The organism is Streptomyces sp. NPDC021212 (assembly GCF_044332925.1).
In the GTDB taxonomy this organism is placed as follows: domain Bacteria; phylum Actinomycetota; class Actinomycetes; order Streptomycetales; family Streptomycetaceae; genus Streptomyces.
The window spans coordinates 132,167-147,029 of sequence record NZ_JBIRPZ010000015.1; the positions used below are offsets into that span (position 1 = coordinate 132,167).

At 71.4% G+C, this 14,863-nt stretch carries 15 protein-coding genes and 1 tRNA gene; 12 read left to right on the forward strand and 4 right to left on the reverse strand.

All coding sequences use genetic code 11. The features are described from left to right. Positions 1-60: 60 nt before the first annotated feature. The 5 genes from ACH4SI_RS33820 to ACH4SI_RS33840 all read left to right on the forward strand — a co-directional run bounded on the left by ACH4SI_RS33820 (position 61) and on the right by ACH4SI_RS33840 (position 4,017). Positions 61-519, forward strand: a complete 459-nt coding sequence (locus tag ACH4SI_RS33820; protein WP_398302543.1) for a peroxiredoxin — start codon at positions 61-63, stop codon at positions 517-519. 124 nt (positions 520-643) lie between these two features. Then, on the forward strand, positions 644-1,219 hold the full coding sequence (locus ACH4SI_RS33825) for a TerD family protein (RefSeq protein ID WP_398302545.1): 576 nt from the start codon (positions 644-646) through the stop codon (positions 1,217-1,219). Positions 1,220-1,368: 149 nt separating this feature from the next. Further along, a complete protein-coding gene (locus ACH4SI_RS33830; protein ID WP_398302547.1) occupies positions 1,369-1,944 on the forward strand; it encodes a TerD family protein in 576 nt (191 codons plus the stop codon). 52 nt (positions 1,945-1,996) lie between these two features. Further along, the gene (locus tag ACH4SI_RS33835; protein WP_398302549.1) at positions 1,997-3,157 is read left to right on the forward strand and encodes a DUF475 domain-containing protein; all 1,161 of its coding nucleotides are present in this window, start codon (positions 1,997-1,999) and stop codon (positions 3,155-3,157) included. 134 nt (positions 3,158-3,291) lie between these two features. Continuing rightward, positions 3,292-4,017 (forward strand): Tellurium resistance, encoded by a 726-nt coding sequence (locus ACH4SI_RS33840; RefSeq protein WP_398302551.1) that lies wholly within the window; start codon positions 3,292-3,294, stop codon positions 4,015-4,017. Between the two features lie 21 nt (positions 4,018-4,038). Here the strand turns inward: ACH4SI_RS33840 and ACH4SI_RS33845 are convergent, their stop codons facing one another. After that, the gene (locus ACH4SI_RS33845; RefSeq protein ID WP_398302553.1) at positions 4,039-5,103 is read right to left on the reverse strand and encodes a TerD family protein; all 1,065 of its coding nucleotides are present in this window, start codon (positions 5,101-5,103) and stop codon (positions 4,039-4,041) included. Between the two features lie 222 nt (positions 5,104-5,325). Here ACH4SI_RS33845 and ACH4SI_RS33850 point away from each other — a divergent pair, with 222 nt between their 5' ends. From ACH4SI_RS33850 to ACH4SI_RS33865, 4 genes are all read left to right on the forward strand, one after another. Continuing rightward, positions 5,326-6,522 (forward strand): HpcH/HpaI aldolase/citrate lyase family protein, encoded by a 1,197-nt coding sequence (locus ACH4SI_RS33850; protein ID WP_398302555.1) that lies wholly within the window; start codon positions 5,326-5,328, stop codon positions 6,520-6,522. A gap of 38 nt (positions 6,523-6,560) precedes the next feature. Further along, complete coding sequence (locus ACH4SI_RS33855; RefSeq protein ID WP_398302697.1) at positions 6,561-9,413, forward strand: phosphoribosyltransferase domain-containing protein; 2,853 nt, start codon at positions 6,561-6,563, stop codon at positions 9,411-9,413. A 31-nt stretch (positions 9,414-9,444) separates the two neighbouring features. After that, the gene (locus tag ACH4SI_RS33860) at positions 9,445-10,305 is read left to right on the forward strand and encodes an HAD family hydrolase (protein ID WP_398302557.1); all 861 of its coding nucleotides are present in this window, start codon (positions 9,445-9,447) and stop codon (positions 10,303-10,305) included. Between the two features lie 115 nt (positions 10,306-10,420). Then, positions 10,421-11,080, forward strand: coding sequence for an O-methyltransferase (locus ACH4SI_RS33865; protein WP_398302559.1), 660 nt, complete (start codon positions 10,421-10,423; stop codon positions 11,078-11,080). Here the strand turns inward: ACH4SI_RS33865 and ACH4SI_RS33870 are convergent. The 3 genes from ACH4SI_RS33870 to ACH4SI_RS33880 all read right to left on the reverse strand — a co-directional run bounded on the left by ACH4SI_RS33870 (position 11,040) and on the right by ACH4SI_RS33880 (position 13,646). Then, positions 11,040-11,981 (reverse strand): DUF4383 domain-containing protein, encoded by a 942-nt coding sequence (locus tag ACH4SI_RS33870; RefSeq protein WP_398302561.1) that lies wholly within the window; start codon positions 11,979-11,981, stop codon positions 11,040-11,042. The genes ACH4SI_RS33865 and ACH4SI_RS33870 overlap by 41 nt on opposite strands. 114 nt (positions 11,982-12,095) lie before the next feature. Continuing rightward, entirely contained in the window at positions 12,096-12,323 is a 228-nt protein-coding gene (locus ACH4SI_RS33875) for a zinc ribbon domain-containing protein (protein WP_398302563.1), read from the reverse strand. 54 nt (positions 12,324-12,377) lie between these two features. Next, on the reverse strand, positions 12,378-13,646 hold the full coding sequence (locus ACH4SI_RS33880) for a hypothetical protein (RefSeq protein ID WP_398302565.1): 1,269 nt from the start codon (positions 13,644-13,646) through the stop codon (positions 12,378-12,380). Positions 13,647-13,814: 168 nt separating this feature from the next. On the opposite strand from ACH4SI_RS33880, the gene ACH4SI_RS33885 reads away from it, so the two are divergent. From ACH4SI_RS33885 to ACH4SI_RS33895, 3 genes are all read left to right on the forward strand, one after another. Beyond that, positions 13,815-13,886 (forward strand) — tRNA-Val (locus tag ACH4SI_RS33885). 298 nt (positions 13,887-14,184) lie between these two features. After that, positions 14,185-14,424: a ribbon-helix-helix protein, CopG family gene (locus ACH4SI_RS33890; RefSeq protein WP_398302567.1), complete on the forward strand. Its 240-nt coding sequence runs from the start codon at positions 14,185-14,187 to the stop codon at positions 14,422-14,424. Continuing rightward, positions 14,421-14,855 carry a PIN domain-containing protein gene (locus ACH4SI_RS33895; protein ID WP_398302569.1) on the forward strand — a complete coding sequence of 145 codons (435 nt, stop codon included), beginning with the start codon at positions 14,421-14,423 and terminating at the stop codon, positions 14,853-14,855. Before ACH4SI_RS33890 ends, ACH4SI_RS33895 begins: the two co-directional genes overlap by 4 nt. Positions 14,856-14,863: the final 8 nt, after the last annotated feature.

Sequence of the window (14,863 nt, forward strand, 5' to 3'; positions counted from 1 at the left end):
GGGCTCGGCGCGTAGGGTGGGCCGTGATCAGTCGATTCTTGATGTGAAGGGATGGCTCCCATGGCCATAGAGGTCGGTACGAAGGCTCCGGACTTCGAGCTGAAGAATCAGCACGGCGAGTCGGTCCGGCTCTCCGACTTCCGGGGCGAGAAGAACGTCGTTCTCCTCTTCTACCCGTTCGCCTTCACCGGCGTGTGCACCGGCGAGCTGTGCGCGCTCCGCGACGAGCTGCCGACGTTCGTCAACGACGACGTGCAGCTGCTCGCGGTCTCCAACGACTCGCCCTTCACTCTGCGGGTCTTCGCCGAGAAGGAGGGGCTGGAGTACCCGCTGCTGTCGGACTTCTGGCCGCACGGCGAGGCCAGCCGCGCCTACGGCGTCTTCGACGAGGAGAAGGGCTGCGCGGTGCGCGGCACCTTCGTGATCGACAAGGAGGGCGTGGTCCGCTGGACGGTCGTCAACGGCCTGCCCGACGCCCGGGACCTCAACGACTACGCCAAGGCCCTCGAGAGCCTGTAATCGGGCGGTCATACGCCTGTATCGAGCGGGAACCGCTCACTAGGATCGACGCGTTGATCCTGGTGGGAAACCTTATGCAGATAGGGGCACGCAGTGCTCCTGACGAACCTTATTGGGAGGACTCGTGGGAGTCAGCCTCAGCAAGGGCGGCAACGTCTCGCTGACCAAGGAAGCCCCTAACCTGACCGCGGTGGTCGTCGGTCTGGGCTGGGACGCCCGTACCACCACGGGCACTGACTTCGACCTCGATGCCAGTGCCCTGCTGACGAACAACGAGGGCAAGGTCGGCACCGACCAGAACTTCGTGTTCTTCAACAACCTCAAGAGCCCCGACGGCTCCGTCGAGCACACCGGTGACAACATCACCGGTGAGGGCGAGGGCGACGACGAGCAGATCAAGGTGAACCTGGCCGGCGTCCCGGCCGATGTCGCCAAGATCGTCTTCCCGGTGTCGATCTACGACGCCGAGACCCGCCAGCAGAGCTTCGGCCAGGTGCGCAACGCGTTCATCCGCGTGGTGAACCAGGCGGACGGCAATGAGCTGGCCCGCTACGACCTCTCCGAGGACGCCTCCACCGAGACCGCCATGGTCTTCGGCGAGCTGTACCGGAACGGGGCGGAGTGGAAGTTCCGCGCCATCGGTCAGGGTTACGCCTCGGGGCTGCGTGGCATCGCGCAGGACTTCGGCGTCAACGTCTGAACCGGCCGTGGCGCCCGGCCGGAGAGCAAGCCGCCGGCCGGGCCCGCCGCGGCCGCCACGTCCGGCGCCGCACCCCTGCACTCGACGGGCGGGAGTGCGGCGCCGGATGCGTGTCGCACCACGCACTACCCCGGGGAGGGACCAGGATCATGGGCGTTACGCTCGCCAAGGGAGGCAATGTCTCCCTTTCCAAGGCCGCGCCGAATCTCACCCAGGTGCTCGTCGGCCTGGGCTGGGACGCGCGCTCCACCACCGGAGCACCGTTCGACCTCGACGCCAGCGCGCTGCTGTGCGAGTCCGGGCGGGTGCTCGGCGATGACTACTTCATCTTCTACAACAACCTCAAGAGCCCCGAGGGCTCCGTCGAGCACACCGGCGACAACCTCACCGGCGAGGGCGACGGCGACGACGAGTCGCTGCTGATCGACCTCACCAAGGTCCCGGAGCGGGTCGACAAGATCGTCTTCCCGGTCTCGATCCATGACGCGGACACCAGGCGCCAGACGTTCGGGCAGGTCAGCAACGCGTTCATCCGCGTGGTGAACCAGGCGGACGGCAATGAGCTGGCCCGCTACGACCTCTCCGAGGACGCCTCCGGCGAGACCGCGATGATCTTCGGCGAGGTCTACCGGTACAACGGCGAGTGGAAGTTCCGTGCGGTGGGGCAGGGGTACGCGTCGGGCCTCCGGGGTATCGCTCTAGACTTCGGGGTCAACGTTTCGTAAAGCCGCGTATCCAGGCGCGGGGGAGACCGTACGTAGAAGGATTGGGTTGCCAGTGCTCCTCAAAACCTTTGGTTGGTCGTTCGCCGTCACGGCGATCGGCCTGGCCTTGGCCGGCGTCCTCTGGGGGTGGAAGGGGCTCGCGATCGTCGGGATCCTCTCGATCCTGGAGATCTCGCTCTCATTCGACAACGCGGTCATCAACGCGGGCATCCTGCGGAAGATGAATGCCTTCTGGCAGAAGATCTTCCTGACCGTCGGCATTCTCATCGCCGTCTTCGGCATGCGTCTGGTCTTCCCGGTGGTCATCGTCGCCATCACGGCGAAGCTGGGGCCGATCGAGGCCGTGAACCTCGCGATCAACGACAAGGAAAAGTACGAACACCTGGTGACAGGCGCCCACCCGGCGATCGCCGCGTTCGGTGGGATGTTCCTGCTGATGATCTTCCTCGACTTCATCTTCGAGGAGCGCGACATCCGCTGGCTGGGCTGGCTGGAGAAGCCGCTGTCCAAGCTCGGCAAGCTGGACACCTTCTCGGTCGTCATCGCCATGGCCGTGCTGCTGATCACCGCCACCACGTTCGCCACCGAGGTGCCGCACGGCGGCGGCGACAAGAGCGCGACCGTGCTGCTGTCCGGGGTCGCCGGTCTGATGACGTACCTGATCGTCGGCGGTATCTCCAGCTTCTTCGAGGACAAGCTCGAAGAGGACGAAGACGATGAAGATGGCGCGGACGGTGCCGACGGCAGGGACGAGGCCGGCGAGAAGCCCGTGCGCGGCAGCAGCGGCGCCACGGTGGTCGGCCTGGCCGGCAAGGCCGCGTTCTTCATGTTCCTCTACCTGGAGGTCATCGACGCCTCGTTCTCCTTCGACGGCGTGATCGGCGCCTTCGCGATCACCAACGACATCTTCGAGATGGCGCTGGGTCTCGGCATCGGCGCGATGTACATCCGGTCGCTGACCGTCTACCTGGTCCGCCAGGGCACCCTGGACGACTACGTCTACCTGGAGCACGGCGCGCACTACGCGATCGGCGCGCTGGCCGTCATCCTGCTGGTCACCATCAAGTACGAGATCAACGAGGTCATCACCGGCGTGGTGGGCGTCGCCCTCATCGGCGCCTCGTACTGGTCCTCGGTCGTCCGCAACCGCCGGGAGGCGCAGAGCGGCGGATCCGGATCAGAGGAGAAATCGGAAGTCACGTCCGGAGTCTGACCTCCGGGTGTGACGCACCGGCGTTTGAGGAACGCTCTCAGCGGGGCGGCCGAGGTCTTCCGACCTCCCGGCCGTCCCGCTGCGGTTGAGCAGCTTTGAGGCAGTGAGAGCCACGAAGGGTGGGGGTGCGCACGATGGCGTTCTGGAGCAACTGGGGGCGGTCCGCGTGGCGCGAGTTCGACAGCGGCGACGCGACCGGCGCGGTCGAGCTGACCAAGCGGAACTCGACCATCTCGCTGACCAAGCAGGGCGCCGCCAGCGGCAACCTGCGGATCAATCTGTCCTGGCAGATGCGCACCTCGGACTTCAACAACAAGGGGCCCAGTCTGCTGCGCCACCCGCTGCAGATGTTCAAGCCGCAGGTGGTGCAGGCCCAGGGGCCCGCCATGGTCAACGTCGACCTGGACCTGGCCGTCATGTACGAGCTGAAGAGCGGCGCCAAGGGCGTGGTCCAGCCACTCGGCGACTTCTTCGGCAACCTCAACGAGGCGCCGTACGTCAAGCTCAGCGGGGATGACCGGTTCGGCTCCGGCATGGGCGAGACGATCTACATCAATCTGGACCACAAGGACGACATCAAGCGTCTGCTCGTCTTCGTCTACATCTACGACGGCACCCCCGCCTTCGACCGTACGCACGGCATGGTCACGCTCTTCCCCAGCAACGGTCCGCGGGTGGAGATCTCGCTCGACGAGCGGGCCCCGCAGGCCCGTTCCTGCGCCGTGGTCATGCTGGAGAACGTCAAGGGCGAGATCGTCGTCCGCCGCGAGGTGAAGTACGTGTACGGCTTCCAGGCCGAGCTGGACCGGCTGTACGGGTGGGGCCTCCAGTGGGGCCGCGGCTACAAGTCGAAGGTGTAGCCGTGGCCCCCGGCGGCCGCGTTACCGGTTCTGGAACTGCGGCCCCTGCGGCGGCAGCGTGAAGTTCGGGTCCGGGAACGGCATCGGCAGCGGCGGCGGGGGCGGCGGATCGGTCCGCTGCACCTGCTGCGGATAGCCGTACGCGGGCTGCTGCGGGTATCCGTACGACGGCTGCTGCGGATAGCCGTACGCGGGCTGTGCCGGGGGCTGGGCGGGCGGCTGCGGATAGGCCGGTGCCGGGGCGTGCGGCGGTACGGGCGGCCGCGGGGGCAGGTAGTAGTCGCCGTCGCCGGGTGCGCCGGTCGTGACGCCCGTGGTGGCGGCCTGCGCGGCGGAGAGCGGCTGGGTGGCCTGCGGGTCCCAGGGGTCGGGCTGCGGCAGCGGCTGGGGCGCCTGCGGCGGCAGAGCGGTCGTCTCGGCCTGGCTGGGGGTCGGCGAGGCGGGCGGCTCGGCGATGGCCTCCGGTTCGTCGGCGCTCGGTCCGTTGCCCGGTCCGTTGCCCGGTCCGTTGCCCTGCTCCGGGTCCGCGTCCGCGCCCTCGCCGTCGTCCACGGAGATGCCGTACTGCGTGGCCAGCCCGACCAGCCCGGACTCATAGCCCTGCCCCAGCGCGCGGAACTTCCAGCTGTCCCCCCGCCGGTACAGCTCGCCGCAGATCAGCGCGGCCTCCTGGCCGGTCTCCGGCAGCACCGCGAAGATCGCCAGCGGCTCCTCGGCGGCCGACGGCGACGCGTCGTACAGCAGCAGGCTCAGATCCCGTACCTGCCCGAAGGTGCCGCCGTCCGCCGACGCCGCCAGCACCACCCGGTGCACCTGCGGCTCCAGCCCGGTCAGATCGGCCTCGATGGTGTCCGTCAGCCCCTCGGGCGCCCGCTTCTTGGGCAGGTGCCGGACCAGACCGGAGGGGTGCCGTGGCTGGTTGTAGAAGACGAAGTCCTCGTCCGAGCGCACGCGGTCGTCCCCGCCCAGCAGCAGCGCCGAGGCGTCGACGTCCGGGACGTCCGTGCCGGGGGTCCAGCGCAGCACCGCGCGTATGGCCGTGGCCTCGAGCGGGATGTTCGATCCCTTCAGCATCGCGTGCGTCATGGCTGTAATCCTGCCCTCCCGCAGGGTGCCGCGACAACGCAGGGGGGCGGGGCGGCGCTGGTGGGATGTGGCGGGACCGGCATGCCGGATACCGGAGCGACGCGCAGGAGTTACGTGATTTTCACGGGCTTGGGGAACTTTTGACCTAGGCCCAGACGTACGATAATCGGCCACGCGAGGGTCGTCTGGCCTGGGTGGGGAACCGGCAGTACGGGGAGAAACATGCGGCATTTCGGACATCTGCCGGACGAGGTGCGGACGCGCCTCTTCCACCAGCAGCCCGTCGAATTCTCGGTCGACTCACCGGCCCGGATCCTCGCCGTCGCTCTCGGCGCCACCCTCTACAGTCCCGCCACCCGGCCCGCCCTCGCCGACGACATCGTCAAACAGGCAGGTCGTGGCGTTGTCTCCATGGTGCTGTGCCTGGAGGACTCGATCCACGACGCCGAGGTGCCGGGCGCCGAGGAGAACCTCGTGCGGCAGTTCACCGCCCTCGCCGGGCGCGGCATGGACACCGATCTGCCGCTGCTCTTCATCCGGGTCCGCACCCCCGAGCAGATCGTCGGCCTCGTCCGGCGGCTCGGACCGGCCGTGCGGCTGCTGTCCGGATTCGTACTGCCCAAGTTCACCGAGGAGCGCGGCGTTCCGTTCCTGGAGGCGCTGATATCGGCCGAAAACCGTGAGGTGGTCGAGGTTTTGGGGGGTCGGCGACTGTATGCGATGCCGGTCCTGGAGTCGCCCGAGCTGATGCACCGTGAGACCCGCACGGACACCCTCGCCGGGATCGGCCGGATCGTCGACAAATACCGGGAGCGGGTGCTGGCCCTGCGGCTCGGGGTGACCGACCTGTGCTCGGCGTACGGGCTGCGCCGGGCGCCCGACATGACCGCGTACGACGTCCAGCTCGTCGCCTCCGTCATCGGCGACGTGGTGAACATGCTGGGCCGGGCCGACGGCACCGGATTCACCGTGACCGGGCCGGTGTGGGAGTACTTCAAGCAGCACGAGCGCATGTTCAAGCCGCAGTTGCGGCGCAGCCCCTTCTCCGGGCGCGCCGAATCGCTGCGCGCCGCGCTCATCGAGCACGACATGGACGGGCTGCTGCGCGAGATCGAACTGGACCGGGCCAACGGGCTCCAGGGCAAGACCTGCATCCACCCCACCCATGTCGCCCCGGTGCACGCCCTGTCCGTCGTCAGCCACGAGGAGTTCAGCGACGCGGTGGACATCCTCGAACCCGAGGTCTGCGGGGGCGGTGTGCTGCGCTCCGCGTACACCAACAAAATGAACGAGGTGAAACCGCACCGGGCCTGGGCCGAGCGGACCTTGCAGCGCGCCGAGGTCTTCGGTGTCGCCCGGGAGGACGTGAGCTTCGTGGAACTGCTGGCCGCCGGCCTGCGGAGCGTGCGAACCGCGTGAACCGCAGGAATGGCACGACAGGAAACGAGGCAGACAGCGTGGTGTGGTCGGGACAGTGGGTCGCGGACCGGCTCGGCGTACGGCTCGACGGCGACGGGCGGTTGCCCGGGCTGCTCGGGCTCGCGCTGCGGCGCAACCCCAAGCGGGCGCATCTGCTCGTGTCGAACGTGCTCGGCAAGCACGTCCCCCAGCGCCCCGCCGCCGTCCACGGCGCGGGCGTGACGCTCGGGCAGGAGGTGCGCGCCCTGCTGGGCGACGAGGCGGCGGCCCGCGCCGTCGTCCTCGGCTACGCCGAGACGGCCACCGGCCTCGGCCACAGCGTCGCCGACGGCCTGGCCCTCGCCCCGTACCTGCACTCGACCCGCCGCCCGGTCGCGGGCGTGCCCACGGTGGGCGGCTTCGAGGAGGAGCACAGCCACGCCACGTCCCATCTGCTGCTCCCGGAAGACCCCCGGCTGCTGGCCACGGACGGCCCGCTGGTCCTGGTGGACGACGAGTTCTCCACCGGCCGCACCGTCCTCAACACCATCGCCGCCCTCCACCGCAGCTTCCCTCGCGACCGCTATGTGGTGGTCGCCCTGGTCGACATGCGCTCCCCGGAGGACCGCGCCCACCTGGACGCCTTCGCGTCCGACCTGGGCGCCCGCGTGGACCTGATCTCCGCCGCGACCGGCACGGTCCACCTCCCGGCCGACGTCCTGGCCCGCGGCCGCGACCTGGTGGCCACCCACGAGCGGGGCGCGCCGGACGCCGAGTCCGTGCCGGCTGCCGGGGCGGCGGGGCCGGATGCCGTGGCGCCCGCGCCTGATCGCGGGGGGCCCGCCGCAGCCCCGCCCGCCCCGGCGACGGCCGGGGGCGCGGGCCCGGACCTCGCGGCGGTGCCGCATGCGGGGGCGGCCGCGCCGGGTCCCGGCGTTGCGACCCCCGCCGCCGCGACCGGCGAGGGCTCCGCCTCCCTGGGCGTCCCGGCGGCCGTGCGGGTCGAGCTGGGCTGGCCCGAGGGGCTGCCGGACGGCGGCCGCCACGGCTTCACGCCCGCCCACCGCGCCCGCCTGGAGGCCGCGCTCCCGGCCATGGCGGCGCGCCTCGCGGAGGCGCTGACCGCCGCGTACGGCGCTCAGGCCGGGCCAGGCGGGGACGGGGCGCGGACGAGCACGCCCGGCCCCGCCGGGTCACCCGCCGCCGGGCCGGAGACCGCCCCTGCCGCGCCGGGACCCGCGCCGGCCGGGGCACCGGATACCGTCGACGCCCCCGGCCTGCCGGACCGGGCGGGTGTCGCCCCGGCGCTGCCGGACCGGGCGCCCGGGGCCATGCCCCGCCGCGTCCTGGTCCTCGGGTTCGAGGAGCTGATGTACGCCCCGCTGCGGCTCGCCGGGGCGCTGGACGACGTGCTCGACGGGGCCGAGGTGCGGTATTCGACCACCACGCGGTCGCCCGTGCTGGCCGTGGACGACCCGGGCTATGCGATCCGTACCGCGCTCACCTTCCCCGCCCATGACGGCCCCGCCGACGGGCCCGGGCCGCGCTACGCCTACAACGTGGCGCCCGGCGCCGACCCCGCGCGTCGCTTCGACGCGGTCGTCGCCGTCGTCGACTCGGCCGCCGACACGCCCGCGCTGCACGCCCCCGACGGGCTGCTCGCGCGGCTGGCCGCGCACACCGACCGGCTGGCGCTGGCCGTCGTCCCCTCCCACATACCGCCCCCCACCGCTCCCGTCCCCGAACGGCAGGCCCACTCCATGCCCCAACCGCCGCCCGAGCCCCTGCGCGGGCCCGCGTTCTCGTCCTACGCCCCCGACGACGTCGGCTGGCTGCTCCAGGACTTCTCCCACGTCACCCTCGAGGCCCCCACCGAGGAGCGCGAGGAGGCGATCCAGAGCGGCGGGGCGCACTACGCCGAGTCGCTGCCCGTCGAGTACCAGCCCAGCGAGGACTACCAGGAACTGTTCCGGGCCGCGCTCGCGGCGTCCGCGAGCCGGATCGCCCGCGCCGTCGGCACCGTCACCGAGACGGTCCTCGCCGAGCGCTCCCCGCGCCCCGTCCTCGTCTCGCTCGCCCGCGCCGGCACCCCCGTCGGCGTGCTGATGCGCCGCTGGGCGCGCCACGCCCACGGGCTCGACCTGCCGCACTACGCCGTCTCCATCGTGCGCGGCCGCGGCATCGACACCGCCGCGCTGCGCTGGCTGGCCGACCACCACGACCCGGCCGACGTCGTCTTCGTCGACGGCTGGACGGGCAAGGGCGCGATCACCCGCGAGCTGTCGGACGCCCTCGCCCCGTACCCGGACTTCGACCCGCGGATCGCGGTCCTCGCCGACCCGGGCCGCTGCGTGGACACCTACGGCACCCGCGACGACTTCCTCGTCCCCTCCGCGTGCCTCAACTCGACCGTCTCCGGGCTGATATCGCGCACCGTGCTCCGTTCCGACCTCGTCGGACCCGGCGACTTCCACGGCGCGAAGTTCTACCGCGAGCTGGCCGACGTGGACCTCTCCGGCGCGTTCCTCGACGCCATCACGGACCGCTTCGAGGAAGTGGCCGACGGCGTGGCGGTCGACGCGAAGGAGCTGGCCGCCGCCGACCGCACCCCGACCTGGGAGGGGTGGCGGGCCGTGGAGCGGATCAGCGAGGAGTACGGCATCCACGACGTCAACCTCGTGAAGCCGGGCGTCGGCGAGACGACGCGCGTGCTGCTGCGCCGCGTCCCGTGGAAGATCCTCGCGAAGCGCGGCGCGGGCGCGGACCTGGACCACGTACGGCTGCTCGCCGAGCAGCGCGGGGTGCCCGTCGAGGAGACGGACGGCCTGCCGTACACCTGCGTGGGGCTGATCCACCCGCGCTACACACGAGGCGCCACGGGCGCGGACGGCAAGGCGGTGGCGGCGAGATGAACGTATGGACCTACGCGGTGGAGGCGGCCCGATGACCGTTCTGGTGGCAAGCGATCTCGACCGCACGCTGATCTACTCGGCTGCGGCGCTCGGCCTCGACATGCCCGACGCCGAGGCGCCCCGGCTGCTGTGCGTCGAGGTGTACGAGGGCAAGCCGCTGTCGTATCTGACGGAGGCCGCGGCCGGGCTGGTCGCGGAGCTGGCCCGCACCGCCGTCTTCGTCCCGACGACCACCCGCACCCCCGAGCAGTACCGGCGCGTCCACCTCCCCGGCCCGGCCCCCCGCTTCGCGATCTGCGCCAACGGCGGCCATCTGCTGGTCGACGGCGAGCCCGACCCCGAGTGGCACGCGGGCGTGCGCGGCGCCCTGGCCGACTCCTGCGCCCCCCTGGACGAGGTCCGCGCCCACCTCACCGCCACCGCCGACCCGGCCTGGCTGCTCAAGGAGCGGGTCGCTGCGGACCTTTTCGCGTACCTCGTCGTGGAGCGGAAGCTGCTGCCCGAGGAATACGTCAAGGAACTGGCGGACTGGGCGGAGCCGCGCGGCTGGACCGTCTCGCTCCAGGGCCGCAAGATCTACGCCGTTCCGAAGCCGCTCACCAAGAGCGCGGCCGTCGCCGAGGTCAAGCGCCGCACCGGCGCGGACGAGGTGCTCACCGCGGGCGACTCGCTCCTCGACGCCGACCTGCTGGAGTGCGCCGACCAGGCCTGGCGCCCCGGCCACGGCGAACTGGCCACTGCGGGCTGGACGGCACCGCAGGTCACGGCGGTCGAGGAGCAGGGCGTCGCGGCGGGCGAGGCGATCGCCCGCGCCCTGTCCGAACACGCCTCCCTGCACTGGGCGAAGGCCCGCCGCGAGGTCATCCGCGCCGTTTCCCGCGGCCGGGGCTGACGAGCCGCACGAGTCGGGTGGCGGCGCACCTGCGTCGCCACCCGACTCGCCATCGCCTCGTGACAGGCTGGACACGGAGCGGACCGGAGCGGACCGATGAGAGGGAGGCCCACCCATGGCCGAGAGCAAGAGCACCCCGATCACCAGTGAGCTGTACGGCTACATGCTGGCCCACAACCCGCCGCTCGACCCCGTGCAGCGCGAACTGGTCGACGTGACGCACGCGCGGCTGCCGCAGTACGCCGGGATGCAGTCCGCCGAGGAACAGGGACCGCTGCTGGCGTTCCTGGTCCGGTTGACCGGCGCCCGGCACATCGTCGAGGTCGGCACCTTCACCGGCTTCTCCGCGCTGTCCATGGCGCAGGCCCTGCCCGCCGGCGGCACGCTGGTCGCCCTCGACGTGTCGGACGAGTGGACCGCGTACGGGCGTCAGGCGTGGGCCAAGGCGGGCGTCGCCGACCGCATCGACCTGCGGATCGCCCCCGCCCTGGACTCCCTGCGCGCGATGCCCGCCGATCCGCACATCGACCTGGCCTACCTCGACGCGGACAAGGGCAACTACATCCCGTACTGGGAGGAGCTGGTGCCGCGGCTGAACCCGGGCGGGCTGATCGTCGCGGACAACGTCTTCTACCACGGGGCCGTCGTCGACCCGGACGCCACCGGTGGCGGCGCCGCGATCAAGGAGTTCAACGACCATGTGGCGGCCGATGACCGCATGGAGGCGGTCATGCTCACGATCGCCGACGGCCTGACCCTGGCTCGCCGCCGCTGACCTGCCGCCGCTCGGCGCGGTGGCGGCGGGGGAGGTGGGGCCAGCGCCGAGGGGAGCGGCTTCGCTCGGACGGGGCCGCTTCCCCCGGCGCCCGGTCCAGCTTCCCCCACTTCCCGGGCGGCTTCTCCTCGTCACGGCCGACGTCACGGCCGGCGTCACGGTCGACGGCCTCCTCGCCGCCCACATGGTCCACCACGCTCCGCTGGCCCGGCTGCTCCGGCCGGTCCGGCGGCGGCGTACGGCTCGGCGGCCCCCCGGGCCGGGCGGGCTCGCCGGGCCGTACGCCCTGCCCCGCGCCCGCCTCCGCGGCCAGCCGCCGGGCTTCCATGATCTCGCGCGCCCGGGCCTCGCGCCGGGCCTGCTCGGGGTGGCGGGAGATCCAGTACGGGTTGTCATGGGGCAGCTTGCTGCTCACCCTCCCGTACATCCCGAACCACATCAGCATCAGGCCCACCACAAAGCTGAACAGCACGTTCTGAAGCCGGAAGGCCAGGAAGTTGAAGCTGGTCTCCAGCAGCGCGAGATTGACGAATCCGCTCAGCAAGAAGAGCAGCCCGAGCACCATATTGAGCGTCGAGGCGAAATTGCCGCCGACGACCATGCCGATGAACAGCAGCCCCCCGATGGCGATGGACAGCACGCTCAGCGCGCCGTTGGTGTTCAGCCCGGCGGCGGTCGCGCCCCCGATGTCGAAGAACCCGATGTGGTCGGTCAGACCGAGGATCCCGAAGGCGACCAGGACCAGCCCCATCAAACCCGCACCGATGCGATAGACCCGGCTCAGCCGGTGGTCGACCGGCAGATGCTCGTCCAGTTTGGTGCGCCCGCCGATCCGCTCCGGAAAGTGCCGCGCGGTGCCCGCGGGGTGCGGACCGATGGGGGAGGGACGGCCAGTAGCCATGTCGGCCTCCTAACCGGCGAGGCCGTACCCGCGGTGGGTACGCGGGGGGCACCCGCGATCGGTACGCGGGGGTACGCGCCGTTCTGCGCACCCCCGATGACGTACCTCCCAGGATCAGCCGCAGCACCCGCCCCCGCAACACCCGCCCCCGCCCCCGCCACCGGCGGGCGCGGCCGGTGGCGCCGGTGCCGAGGAGCCGCCCGTCATGGCAACGGTCGACAGCAGCTTCACCGTGTCGTCATGGCCTTCCGGGCACGAGGCGGGGGCGGAGGACTCGGCCATGGGCCGGTTGAGCTCGAAGGTGGTCCCGCAGGCGCGGCAGCGGTATTCGTAGCGAGGCATGTCAGGAGCATAACCAGCCCGAACGCCCCCAGAACCCCATTCCCGGCACCAGGCTCAGTGCCCGGCCCCGGCCCCGCCCCCGCTCCCGAGATCGTCGCGGATCTCCTGCACGACCCGGGCGGCCGTCTGCCGGACCGCCTCCGTCTCGGTGAGGAAGTGCCACCAGTCCGGATGCCGCCCCTCCAGCCCCGCGATCGCCCGCTCCAGCCGCCCCACCGCGTCGTCCAGCGGGCGGGCATGGCGCGGGTCGGGGGTGCTGCGCCCGGCCATCGCCAGCCGCTGCGCGTCGCGGATCGCGAAACGGGTGCGCTCGATCTCCTTGTCCTGGTTGAACGACACCTCGTCCAGCCGCCGCAGCCGGTCCCCGGCCGCCGACACCGCCTCGTCCGTGGTGTTCAGCAGCGCCCGCACCGTACTGAGCAGGGCCGTGGCGTCCGGCCAGCGCTGCTCCTCGCGCGCCGCCCGCGCCTCGCCGAGCTTCGCCTCGGCCTGCGCCACATCCCGCGCCGCCTGCCCGGGCACCGACTGCAGATCCTGCCAGCAGGCCGCGCTGTAGCGGCGGCGCAGCTCGCTGAGCACCGGCTCCACCCCGGCGGCCCGGGTGGTGATCGCCTGGGCGCGGGTACGCAGCGACACCAGCCGCCGGTCTATCTCGGCCGCCCGCTCCGGCAGCCGCTCCGCCTCCCCGCGGACGGCCTCCGCCCGCCGCAGCACATCGTCCGCACGCCGGATGGTCTCCTGCACGCCGTGCTGCCCGGCGCCCTGGTTCAGCTTGGTCAGCTCGGGCGACAGCGCCGCCAGCCGCGCCGCGAGATCATCCGCCCGCAGACCGGAGCCGCGCACCTCGTCCAGCGCATTCGTGGCCGCCAGCAGCGCCTGCCGCGCCCGCTCCACCGCCGGCGCCAGCCGCGCGAGCTGTGTCTCGGCCTGCTGGAGCAGCGGCCCAAGCCCCTGCTCGAACCGCTCCAGATCCGCCTTGGTCCGCCGCAGCTCGTCCCGGGCCCGCGTCAGCTCCGCACGCGCCCGCCCGGCCGCCGCCGCGTCCAGCCCGTCCCGGTCCAGATCATGCGCGTCCACCGCGGTGATGTAGTCGTGGCTGACCTGGTCGATCCGCTGCCCCAGCGCCGCGAAGTCGCCGGCGGCCCGGCGGGCGGCGGGGGAGTCGTCCACCGCCGTGATCGTCTCGATCGAGATCCGCAGATCCCGCTGCGCGGTGTCCAGCTCGTAGAACGCGGCCGCCGCGGCATCCTTCGCCGCCTGCGCCTCCGCCCGCTGGCTCTCCCCGCGTCCCCCGAACCACCGCCGCGCAGGTGTCGCCGCCACTTCCCTCTCCCATTGGATCGCCCGGGCCCGGATGTCATTCTCCCACCCACCAGGGACGAACACAGGGGTCGGTATGGTTCGCGTCCCCGCCTTCCTCCCGCCTCAACCGCCGCCCCAGCCGGGATTGCGGCGCCGCCCCGCGAACAAGGTAGGCTGACAGCTCGCTCAGGGCGCATAGCTCAGCGGTAGAGCGCTGCCCTTACAAGGCAGATGTCGGCGGTTCGAATCCGTCTGCGCCCACCCCAGAATGACCCCCAGCCGGTCCCGGCTGGGGGTCTTTGACATCTGCCGCCGACATCAACGGCCCGGACCGACTTTGTCGGTGGGCGCCGGCCACAGCGCGTCGTCCACGGGGAACCCAGCCTGGACGATGCGTTGCTGGTCCGGGTCAGCGCCTCGGGGCCTCGTCGCTGCCGCACAAGGGAAAGTAGCGGACCGTCAGACAAGGCGCAGGCCAAGCCGGCAGCACTTGACACCTCTCGTCTCGGTCCTGGTCGACATCTCGGGCAGAAACATATGGCGGTGGTACCATAACCATATGGCGCTGAAGAAGACGACCGTCATGGTCGATGAAGAGGATCTCGCGCTGATCAAAGCGGCCGCCGCGCGAGAGGGCCGATCGGAGTCGGAGTATTTCCGGGAGGCGTTCCACATCGCGGCCCTGCGTACTCGGCGCTGGGACGAGGAATGGGACATTCCCCGACTTGATTTCGGCGGCCCGGTCACCGCCGAAGAGATCGACCGGGCGGTCTCGGACGGCGTGGCGGACGCCGAGTGATCGTCGTCGGCGATACTTCCGGTCTGGTCGCCGCACTCAACGCCTCGGACCCCGAGCACAAGGCCGCGCGCACCGCTATGCGACAGGCCGCGCTCACCGTGGTCTCGCCCCTGGTGATCCTGGAGATCGAACACATCACCACCCGCAACGTCGATCGCCGCGCAGCCCACGCGGTGAACGACTGGCTCCTGGCGCAGGAACACACTGGGCGCGTGGCCGTTCCCACGTTGTCGCCCGATACCCTGCGCAAGGCTCGCAAGGTCCAGGACCACTACGCGGCCCTGCAACTCGATCTGACCGATGCCGTGAACGTGGTTCTGGCTGAGGCATACGACACCGAGATCATCCTGACCCTTGACCGCCGGGATTTCAGAGCCATCACCCCGCTCACCGGCACCCACGCCTTCCGGCTGTTGCCCGACGACCTCTAGCCACCTAC

Excerpts from the sequence above, each read along its gene's own strand:
- ACH4SI_RS33860 (WP_398302557.1), top strand. The coding sequence starts at position 9,445 with ATGACCGTTCTGGTGGCAAGCGATCTCGACCGCACGCTGATCTACTCG.
- ACH4SI_RS33850 (WP_398302555.1), top strand. The coding sequence starts at position 5,326 with ATGCGGCATTTCGGACATCTGCCGGACGAGGTGCGGACGCGCCTCTTC.
- ACH4SI_RS33845 (WP_398302553.1), bottom strand. The coding sequence starts at position 5,103 with ATGACGCACGCGATGCTGAAGGGATCGAACATCCCGCTCGAGGCCACG.
- ACH4SI_RS33875 (WP_398302563.1), bottom strand. The coding sequence starts at position 12,323 with ATGCCTCGCTACGAATACCGCTGCCGCGCCTGCGGGACCACCTTCGAG.
- ACH4SI_RS33830 (WP_398302547.1), top strand. The coding sequence starts at position 1,369 with ATGGGCGTTACGCTCGCCAAGGGAGGCAATGTCTCCCTTTCCAAGGCC.
- ACH4SI_RS33890 (WP_398302567.1), top strand. The coding sequence starts at position 14,185 with ATGGCGCTGAAGAAGACGACCGTCATGGTCGATGAAGAGGATCTCGCG.
- ACH4SI_RS33840 (WP_398302551.1), top strand. The coding sequence starts at position 3,292 with ATGGCGTTCTGGAGCAACTGGGGGCGGTCCGCGTGGCGCGAGTTCGAC.
- ACH4SI_RS33870 (WP_398302561.1), bottom strand. The coding sequence starts at position 11,981 with ATGGCTACTGGCCGTCCCTCCCCCATCGGTCCGCACCCCGCGGGCACC.
- ACH4SI_RS33865 (WP_398302559.1), top strand. The coding sequence starts at position 10,421 with ATGGCCGAGAGCAAGAGCACCCCGATCACCAGTGAGCTGTACGGCTAC.
- ACH4SI_RS33820 (WP_398302543.1), top strand. The coding sequence starts at position 61 with ATGGCCATAGAGGTCGGTACGAAGGCTCCGGACTTCGAGCTGAAGAAT.